1 protein-coding gene is annotated in these 877 nt (G+C 63.3%); it reads left to right on the top strand.

Features of this window, described 5'->3' with window-relative positions; translation table 11 throughout:
- Window positions 1-16: 16 nt before the first annotated feature.
- Window positions 17-877 (top strand): condensation domain-containing protein (locus tag Raf01_RS49160; RefSeq protein WP_239134605.1); only part of this gene is annotated, 861 nt, incomplete at its 3' end.

The raw sequence follows: 877 nt of genomic DNA, 5'->3' as shown, positions 1-877 counted from the left end.
GGGCGAGAAGCGGCTCGTGGGTTACGTGGTCGGCGTCGACGGGGCAACGGCCGATGGGGGTGTGCTGCGTGACCGGTTGGCGAAGCGTTTGCCGGATCACATGGTGCCCGCCGCGGTGTTGGTCCTGGACTCGTTGCCGTTGACCAGCAACGGAAAACTCGATCGCAAGGGGCTCCCCGCCCCCGATGTACAGGGGAGCAAGTCCTCACGCGGTCCGCGTAACCCGTTGGAAGAGATATTGTGTGAGATCTTCGGAGAAGTCGTTGGGGTAGGGCAAGTCGGAATCCACGACAACTTCTTCCGGCTCGGAGGCGACTCTCTGCTGGCGACCCGGCTGATTGGTCGACTTCGTACGGTACTGGGCGTCGAACTCACGATCCGTACCCTGTTTGAATCACCCACTGTCGCCGGGATCTGTGCCGCTATCGACAAAGCCGACCAGGCAAACCTTCCGCTGCGCACCGTATCGCGGCCGGCGCAGGTTCCGTTGTCGTTCGCGCAGCGTCGCTTGTGGTTCCTGAACCGACTGGAGGGTGAGCAGGGGGCGGCGACGTACAACATGCCGATCGCGGTGCGCCTGGTCGGGGACCTGGACGTTGCGGCGCTTGAGCTGGCGCTGGGGGACGTCGTTCGTCGTCATGAGAGTTTGCGAACGATCTTCGTCGAGACGGATGGGGTTCCGAGGCAGGTGGTTCTGGACCCGGATGAGGCCCGTCCGCAGGTACCCGTCGTGGATATGACCGAGGGCGGCCTCGACGCTGCTTTGGCGGCGGAGACCTCTCGTGGGTTTGACTTGTCACGTGAGATTCCGCTGCGGGCGCGTCTGTTCGCGCTAGGCGAGCAAAGCTCGGTCTTGTTGCTGGTCTTGCATCATATC

It is taken from the genome of Rugosimonospora africana (assembly GCF_016862975.1).
GTDB lineage: Bacteria > Actinomycetota > Actinomycetes > Mycobacteriales > Micromonosporaceae > Rugosimonospora > Rugosimonospora africana.
Note: the sequence above shows the minus strand (reverse complement) of the source record. Positions and strands in the feature narration are given on the sequence as shown.